This is a genomic window from Bradyrhizobium sp. (assembly GCF_030693485.1).
Lineage (GTDB): Bacteria > Pseudomonadota > Alphaproteobacteria > Rhizobiales > Xanthobacteraceae > Bradyrhizobium.
Genome location: NZ_JAUYAN010000315.1, coordinates 1 through 8580, shown reverse-complemented (window position 1 = coordinate 8580; position 8580 = coordinate 1). Strand labels below are relative to the sequence as shown.

Annotated in this window: 7 protein-coding genes, 1 tRNA gene and 1 pseudogene; 3 read left to right on the top strand and 6 right to left on the bottom strand. The window is 65.2% G+C overall.

All coding sequences use genetic code 11. The features are described 5' to 3' along the window. The 3 genes and pseudogenes from Q8N40_RS22955 to exbB form a co-directional block, all read right to left on the bottom strand. Positions 1-503: pseudogene (locus Q8N40_RS22955) on the bottom strand (energy transducer TonB); the annotation flags it as partial. 18 nt (positions 504-521) lie between these two features. Further along, on the bottom strand, positions 522-992 hold the full coding sequence (gene exbD, locus Q8N40_RS22950; RefSeq protein WP_305319194.1) for a TonB system transport protein ExbD: 471 nt from the start codon (positions 990-992) through the stop codon (positions 522-524). 3 nt (positions 993-995) lie between these two features. After that, positions 996-1898, bottom strand: coding sequence for a tonB-system energizer ExbB (exbB, locus tag Q8N40_RS22945; RefSeq protein WP_305713427.1), 903 nt, complete (start codon positions 1896-1898; stop codon positions 996-998). Between the two features lie 331 nt (positions 1899-2229). Between exbB and Q8N40_RS22935 the strand changes: the two genes are divergently transcribed. Continuing rightward, positions 2230-2793: an invasion associated locus B family protein gene (locus Q8N40_RS22935; RefSeq protein ID WP_305713425.1), complete on the top strand. Its 564-nt coding sequence runs from the start codon at positions 2230-2232 to the stop codon at positions 2791-2793. Between the two features lie 5 nt (positions 2794-2798). On the opposite strand, the gene Q8N40_RS22930 is transcribed toward Q8N40_RS22935, so the two are convergent. After that, positions 2799-5087 (bottom strand): arylsulfatase, encoded by a 2289-nt coding sequence (locus Q8N40_RS22930; RefSeq protein WP_305713424.1) that lies wholly within the window; start codon positions 5085-5087, stop codon positions 2799-2801. A gap of 46 nt (positions 5088-5133) precedes the next feature. After that, complete coding sequence (locus tag Q8N40_RS22925) at positions 5134-5859, bottom strand: spermidine synthase (RefSeq protein WP_305713423.1); 726 nt, start codon at positions 5857-5859, stop codon at positions 5134-5136. A gap of 185 nt (positions 5860-6044) precedes the next feature. Between Q8N40_RS22925 and Q8N40_RS22920 the strand changes: the two genes are divergently transcribed. Then, positions 6045-6118: transfer RNA gene (locus Q8N40_RS22920), tRNA-Gln, on the top strand. 88 nt (positions 6119-6206) lie between these two features. Here the strand turns inward: Q8N40_RS22920 and Q8N40_RS22915 are convergent. Beyond that, on the bottom strand, positions 6207-7466 hold the full coding sequence (locus tag Q8N40_RS22915) for an MFS transporter (RefSeq protein ID WP_305713426.1): 1260 nt from the start codon (positions 7464-7466) through the stop codon (positions 6207-6209). Between the two features lie 446 nt (positions 7467-7912). Between Q8N40_RS22915 and Q8N40_RS22910 the strand changes: the two genes are divergently transcribed. Further along, positions 7913-8580: ATP-binding protein (locus Q8N40_RS22910; protein ID WP_305713422.1), on the top strand; the 668-nt coding region annotated here is incomplete at its 3' end.

Here is an 8580-nt window from a genome sequence, read left to right as displayed (position 1 = left end):
CGCCGCGCGGTCTCGCCGCTGCCGAGCGCGGGCGCCACCGAACGCGGGCCTTCCGGGATCGCTTCGGCGCTCGGCGTGGCGGTGGCTTCGGAGGCCACCGACTCGGTGGAAGCCTGGGTCTGCACCGCGGCGATCTTGGTGTCCTCTTCCTTCGGCCTGTTCGACTCGTTCGGCGTCACCAGGCGCTCGGCCTCGACGGTCTCGGTCGGGATGTCCTTCGGCAATTCGGTTTCCTTGACCTCGGCCTGCTGCTCGGCCAGCGCCGGCGACGCCACCGAGGCATCGGTGTCCGGTCCCGCCGGCAGGTCGGCAGCTTCGCGCCGCAGCGACGCGAATTCGAGACCGACCTCGATCGCATTGGCGCCAAGATCGTTCTCGCTTTCGGATTCCCGCAGATGCGCGATCGCCAGCGCGCCGCAACCGAGATGCAGCGCGAGCGCGGTCGCTGCGGCGAAGGCCCACAGCCGTCTAGAGGGTCTGGGTTCGGTTTCGAGGCCGGACATCTCGATGTCGTCCCCGCTTCAGGGTTTCGGGTTGTCGGGAGAAGCCACGGCGCTGCCGGCAACGCCTTCCAGCGCCACCAGCTTGATCTTCGAGTAACCGCCGGCGCGCAGCAGTTCCAGCACGTCCATCAGCTCGCCATAGGGCACCGCGCGATCGGCGCGCAAAAAGATAAAGCGGTCCTTGCTCGCATCCGCCATCGCGTCCAGCGAGCGCACCAGATCGACCCGCTTGACCAGGTTTTCGCCGATCGCCACCGCGAGGTCGGGCTTGATGCTGACATAGGTCGGCTTGTCCGGCTTCTTCTGCGGCGTCGCGGTCGAGGTCGGCAGGTCGATCGGCAAATCGACGGTCGACAGCGGCGCCGCCACCATGAAGATGATCAGCAGCACCAGGATGACGTCGATGAACGGCGTGACGTTGATCTCGTGGTTCTCCGCGAAATCATTGTCGTCGTCGAGCGGATCGTTGTCGGTGAGCGAAGCGGCCATCCCCTACTCCGCCGCGCGCGAACGCGCGCCGCCAGCAGAAGTGACATGGGTGCGGTCGAGGTCGCGCGACAACAGCCGCGCCGAGGCGCCGGAGGCACGGCCGACCAGTTCGAGGTAGCCCTTCGTCACACGCGCGAAATGGTTGTAGATGATCACGGCCGGAATTGCCGCGACCAGCCCGAGCGCGGTCGCGAGCAGCGCCTCGGCGATGCCGGGGGCGACCACCGCGAGGTTGGTGGTCTGCGATTTCGAGATGCCGATAAAACTGTTCATGATACCCCAGACGGTGCCGAACAGTCCGACGAAGGGCGAGGTGGCGCCGATGGTGGCCAGCAGTCCCATGCCGAGCCGGATCCGCCGCGCTTCGGCGCGCACGATCTCCGCAAAATTCGAGGCGGCGCGTTCCTTGATGCCGGCGTCGCTGGAAATTCCCGCCGACAGCCGCGCCTCGCGCATGGCGGCTGCCAGCAGCGACGGCAACACGCCCTCCCCGGCCCCGAGCGCGAACTGCGCTTCAGCCAGCGACCGCGCTTCGCCGATCTTGCGCAGCGCCGCGCGCAGCCTGCGGCGGGCCAGCGACATCTCGACCATCTTGGCGATGAAGATGGTCCAGGTCACGAGCGAGGCGAAGGCGAGCCCGACCATCACGGCCTTGACCAGCACGTCCGCCGACTGGAACATCGACCACGGCGACATATCGGGCACCGCGGCAATCGGCTTCAGCAATTTGCTCTCAGCGGGGATCGCGGCGGCCTCAGTCGTCGCAGGCGCCGGAGGCGCGGCCTGCACCGGGACCTGCAGAGCCGAAGGTGTCGCGTTCTGTTGCGCATGACCGGGCGACGGCAGCGAAGCCGTCGCCAGTGCGAAGGTCACGACAAAGGCGGTTCGAAACGGGAACATCTTCATATTTCGGCTCAGCAGCGGGCGAATGATGATCAATACGGTCAATTTGACCGTTTCAGGGTCGTCTCGCCCAGCCGTTCGCAAAGGCCCTGGGTCGCGGTGCCGAGATCGAAGATCAGGCCGCAGGCACGGGCATTCCGTACCATGCCCTGCAGTCCAAAAAAAGACGCGGGATCCATACAGTTTAGAATGAACCTACATTGCCGGCGACCGCGAGAGGCTTCACCCCATCTGGACGTCGCAATTGATCGCGCGCGACAAGCCGGCGACTGGCTTGACTTTGGGCCTCCGGCGGCACATCCGAATGTATGCCTCCGGAGCCCATTCAGTGAAAATGTCCCTCAAGACTGCGATCTGCATCGCCATCCTGGCTGCTGGATCGATCGGTGTCAGCCACGCGCAGCAAGCCCCGAAATCGAAGGCCGCGACGCCCGCACCAGTGGCGACACCGACACCAGCCACGCCCCAGGCGGAGCCCGACCCTGCTGCGCAACAGGGCTGGAACGCACGATGCACCAGCGCCAGCCGCGCCGCGCCGCTCGAATGCGCGATGGAGCAAACCGCGGTTCTGAGCAAGACCGGGCAGTTGATCGTCCTCGTCAACATCCGCGTGCCCGCCGACACCAGGGCGCCGGTCGCGCTGGTGCAGCTGCCGCTCGGGCTCAATTTGCCAGGAGGCGCGAAGATCCAGGTCGACGACGGCAAGGTGACGGAGCTGCAGATCCAGACCTGCGAAAACCGGGGCTGCTATGCCGGCTCCCCGATCGCTCCCGATCTGCTGGCCGCTCTCAGATCGGGAAAGCAGCTCAAGGTATCGTTCCAGAATCTCGCCAAGGAGAACATCACCATCCCGATCCCGCTGACCGATTTCGCCGCGGCTTACGACAGGATCAAGTAGGCCGCTCACTGCCTCGCCATCTCCGCGTTGCCGACGCCATCACCGTCGAGCTTCTGGTCGTTGTGCATGGCGACCGTCACGCGCAGCAGCCGGCCGGTGAACTCGAACGGCGCCTCGTAATGCGACACCGGGCTGGAGCGGTCGCGGCCGATGTCGAGGCCGGACCACGAGATGAAATTGTTGAATCCCTGCGGCGTCTGCAGCGATCCCACGGGCTCACCGTCGATCAGCAGCGTGTAGGCGCTGACGCCGGTACGCGAGCCCTTGGCCGGCGCGGCTTCCCGCACCACGCGCTCGACATGGACGCCGAGCCGGTGCGCGCCTGTCGGAACCTGGCGGCTCGAACGGACGATCTCGTGTCCTCCTCCGATATTGAGGTCATGAACCAGAAAGCCGTCCTTGATATAGAGGCTGTAGCCCGAGGTGGCGTCGCCATGCGCGATCAGCACGCCCTCGGCGCCGGCGGCTTCGATCTCGACATGAGCTTCGATGGTGTAGCTGCGGCTGCGCACGTCGGGGGCGACGTCGGTCGGCACATGCCCCATGCCCGCGTGAAACACGAAATGGTTGCGCGCGCCCTGGAAACGCGCGGCGTTCTCGGCAAAGCGCGCCGCGAAGCGGTCGTCGAGCGGCAGCACGTTGTGTTTCTCCGCCTCGCTCCACCACAGCCTGATCATTTCAGCCAGCTGCTCGGGCTGCTTTGCGGCGAGGTCATCGACCTCGGAAAAATCGCCGTCGAGGTGAAACAGCTCCCATGTGTCGTTCTCGAACGGGGTGCCCGGCGGGTGATAGGAGACCGCCTTCCAGCCGCCGTGCCAGAGCCCGCGATGCCCGAACATTTCGAAATATTGCGACGACGGTTTCGATGGCGCCGACGCGTCCGTGATGGAGCGGGCAAAACTTTCGCCCTCGATCGGCATTTGCGCAACTCCGCCGATCACCGGCGGCGCGGTGATCCCGATCAGGTCGAGCAAGGTCGGCACCAGATCGCTGGCATGCACGAACTGGTGACGGAGCTCGCCCTTGGCCGCGATGCGCCGCGGCCACGACATCACGAAAGGATCGCGGATGCCGCCGCCATGGGTGTTCTGCTTGTAGCGGCGCAGCGGCGTGTTCGACGCCATCGCCCAGCCATGCGGAAAGTTGCTGTGCGAGTCAGGCCCGCCGATGTCGTCGATCCGCCGCACTTTCTCCGCGATCGGCTCGGGACGGAAATTGTACGGTCCCATCGCGTTGACGAAACCGAACGGCCCGCCCTCCTGGCTCGCGCCATTGTCGGACAACACAAGGATCAGCGTGTTGTCGCGAATGCCGGCGGTGTCGAGAAACCCGATCAGCCGCGCCAGATGCCGGTCGGCGTGATCGAGCATGCCGGCAAATGCCGATTGCAGCCGCGTAAACAGGCGCCGCTCGTCCGCGCTGTGCTCCTCCCACGCCTTGACGCCGTCATTGCGCGCGGGCATTCGCGTTCCCCGCGGCACGATCCCAATCGCCATCTGCCGCGCCATGCGCTGCTCGCGCTCGATGTCCCAGCCGTGCGCGAAGGTCTGGTCGTAGCTCTTGATGATGTCGGCAGGCGCCTGATGCGGCGCGTGACAGGCGCCGAGCGCGACCCAGGTCAGCCACGGCAGATCGGGCCGATCGGCGATGTGATCGGCAATGAAGCGGATCGACTGGTCGACCAGATCCGAGGTCAGATGATAACCGTCGGCATGGCTGCCTGGCGGATCGATGTGGGTGTTGTCGGAGACCAGTTCCGGCGCGAACTGATCGGTCTCGGCGTCGAGGAAGCCGTAGAAGCGGTCGAAACCGCGGCCGAGCGGCCAGCCGTCGAACGGCCCGGTGGCGCCACTTTCCGTCAGCGGCGTGACATGCCATTTGCCCACCATGTAGTTGCGATAGGCATGCGCCCGCAGCATTTCCGCCAGCGTGCCCGCCTCGCGCGCGATCTTGCCGCGATAGCCGGGATAGCCGGAGTCGAAATTGGCGAGGCAGCCGACGCCGACGGAATGGTGATTGCGTCCGGTCAGAAGTGCTGCGCGCGTGGTCGAGCACATCGCGGTGGTGTGGAAGCCGGAATAACGCAGGCCTTCGGCCGCGATGGCGTCGATGGTCGGCGTCCTGATCGGCGAGCCGTAACAGCCGAAATCGGAAAAACCGACGTCGTCGAACAGCACCACCAGGATGTTGGGGGCGCCGGCTGGCGGTTTCGGCGCATCCGGCCACCAGGGTTTCGAGCCCGCGATGGTCTTGCCGATGGTGCCGCCAAACGACCCGTTGCTGCCTCTGCTCATGCAATACTCCCTGTCATCGCAACGGCGGTTAATCCGCCATTTTCCTTTACGGCAGACCGGCCTTGACCCCGATATAGACGGTGTTGCTGGCGTCGCGATCCCCGAACGAACTATCGAAATTCACGACATGCGCGTCCGATGTTGCAAAGACCGCCGCCAGCGCCGCGCTGAACGCCGTATCCGGAGGGTCGTTCGACCACAGCGCGAACACGCCGCCGGGATTGAGATGCTCGGCCAGGCTCTCGAGCCCCTCGCGCTCATACAGTGCGGCGTGGCGCGGATGCAGAAGATTTCGCGGCGAGTGATCGATGTCGACCAGCACCGCATCGAAGCGGCGCCCCGGTGTCTCGGGATCGAAGCCCTCGGCCGAGCCCGACATCGCAAAGAAGTTGCCATTGACCAGGCGGCAGCGCGGATCGCCGGTCAGTCGCTTGCCGAGCGGAATCAGCCCCTGCTCGTGCCATTCGATAACCTCGGCCAGCGCGTCGACCACGATCAGCGATCGCACGGCCGGGTTTTCCAGCGCGGCCTGCGCGGTGTAGCCAAGCCCGAGGCCGCCGACCACGACGTCGAGATCCGCACGAAGCAGCGCCGCCAGGCCCAGCCGCGCCAGTTCGATCTCGGCGACGGTAAACCGGCTCGACATCAGATACTCGTCGCCGAGCTTGATTTCGTAGATGTCGGTCTCGGTGCCCGGCAGCCTGCGGCGGCGCAGGCTGAGCACCCCCATCGGCGTCGGGCGGAAATCCAGTTCCTCGAAATTCACGCTCATGGGCTGACCGACCTGTCTGCGCCGCGGGCCGCGCCTCAAAATGGCCGCCCCCCCCCTCGCACCAAGCGCATCGCCGCGCGCTTGCCAAGGCCCGGACCTAGCGGGTAGAAGGACGCACGCTTCGGAGGGTTCTGCCCGATCCGTCGCCGGAACTGCCAGAGCTAACCTTAAGTATCTGAAGTTATTGGGGAATGGTGTAACGGTAGCACAACAGACTCTGACTCTGTTTGTCTAGGTTCGAATCCTAGTTCCCCAGCCACCCTATCCTTCAGCGCCAAAGCGCCGGGATGGTCACCGAGCAAGGTGCGCAGGCGCATCGTCATCTCAGTCAGCCTCCGGTTCGTCGGCTACCTCGCATTGGCCGGCGCGTGCACGTTCCACAGATCCGCGCGCCAGTGCAGCACGATCGCCAGCATCAGCGCCAGACCTGCGGCGGCGTAGAGCGAGGCGGTGGCGGCAAAGCCGATTTCGCCGATCAGGCTGCCGGCGGCCAAAAGACCCAGCGGCAGGCTGTAGATCGCGAGCATGCGCACGCCCATCACCCGGCCGCGCAGATGCTCGCTCGCCGCGCGCATCAGGATGACCGCGACCGCGATCATGGCGAGGCTCTGCATGAAGCCCGCCAGCATCAGGCAGACCAGCGCGGCCGGCATGCTCTGCAGTTGCGCGAATACCAGCAACGTCGCGAACCACGCCATGGTGGAGCCGATCATCAGCCGCGCCACCCGGATGCCGCCGATCAAGCTCAGCGCAATGGAGCCTACCAGCGAGCCCAGCGCAAAGCTGGCCGCGAGATAGCCGAGCCCGGTCTGGTCGGTGCCATAGATGTCGCGTGCGACGTAGGGCAAGAGGCCGTTGGACAGGGGATAGGCGGTGAGGTTGACGAGGAACGCGACCCAGATCGCCGCCCGCATTCGCGGCGTGGTCCAGACATAGGCGACGCCTTCCTTCAAGTCGCGCAGCGTCGAGCGTAGCGGCGCGCCGTCGATCAGCTCGCCGGCCGGATGCGGTTTGGAAGGCGCCACGACGCGCAGGCCCAGCAGCGTGGAGAGGAGATAGAGGGCGACGATCGCGATATAGGCCGGCCCCATGCCGAGGGCCGCGAACAGCCCGGCGCCGCTCAGCGCGCCCGCGAACTTCGCGGTATCCATCGTGGTCCTGGAAATGCTGATCGCCCCGATCAGCTGGTCGTGCGGCATGATGGTGGCGACCAGCGCGCCGCGCACGCCGAGGTCCGACGGCCGCACCAGCCCCATGACAGCCACGACGATGAGGACGTAGACTGGATTCAACAGGCCGGTCAGCGCCAGCGTCATCAGGATGGCCGCCTGCGCTGCATAAAACGCCCGCATCATCGCCAGCAGGTCGCGGTGGCCGATGCGGTCGCCGACCACGCCGAACATCGGGGCGATCAGGGTGCCGACGAAACTGAGCGACGCGAACACCGTCAGCAGCAATACCGATCCGGTCTCGACCAGCACATACCAGCCGAGAATCAGCGTCTCCATCTCGAACGCCCAGGAGGTGAGCAGGTCGGCGGGCCACTGGAAACGGTAATTTCGGATACGGAAGGGTGCCAGCGCGGAAGGTCGCGCGAACTCGCTCAAATCCCGGTGCCGCGGTTCATCGCGTTCCACCCTGCCTTGTTTCTTGTTAGTCCGGAAAAGCCGATTTCCCTGCGGCGGAAATCACTTCCCGGAAATTGTATGCAGGGTAGCGTTGCCATCGTCTGTGTCAATCGCACCAGGCATGCGCGAGCCGACTGCAGCCGACGCGCTCCGGGATTGCCGGCCATTCGGCAGTGACGCGCGTTTTGGGGGGCCTCTTCCTGCCATGGTAAACAATAGATTAAGGGCGCTGCGCCGCCGAAACCCCTGGACTCAGCGCAAAACCCGCGATTTTCGGGCCAAACCCGCCAATGCGGGCGTGCGGGACGGCTCAACAGCGGGAATCCTGACCAGGATGCCGCGGATACAGCGGGCCTCGAATTGTCCGCATTTAACCGTTTCTCCAGCCCCCGCCGCCATAGTGAATTCCGGTCCAAACTCATGACATGCCAGGTACATTCACTGTGACATCCTTCGGACGTGTGATTTCGGTGCGCGGATCCCTCGCGCGCGTCGGGTTGCTGGCAGCAAGCCAAATGGGCCTCTCGGCGGTGCGGGCGACCGTCGGCCGCTTCGTCAGCATCCGCTGCGCCAATTCCACCATCGTCGCCATGATCACCGACGTGACCTGCGAGGACCTGCCCTCCTCCGACGCCTACATCGCCAGCGCCGGGGTCGACCTGCTCGGCGAAATCCTGGGCGGTCCGGAGCGGCCCAAATTCCAGCGCGGCGTCACCAATTATCCGACCATCGGCGATGCCGTCGACCTGATCACCAACCAGGAACTGCGCACGGTCTATGCCCCGACCGGATCGGACCAGATCAATGTCGGCACCCTGCAGCAGGATTCCTCCGTCATCGCCTATGTCGATGTCGAGGAAATGCTCTCCAAGCATTTTGCCGTGCTGGGCTCCACCGGCGTCGGCAAATCCAGCGGCGTATCGCTGCTGCTGAACGAAATCCTGAAATCGCGGCCCAATCTGCGGGTCTTCCTGCTCGACGTTCACAACGAATATGGCCGCTGCTTCGGCGACCGCGCGCTGGTGCTCAATCCGCGCAATCTGAAGCTGCCGTTCTGGCTGTTCAATTTCGAAGAGATCGTCGACGTGCTGTT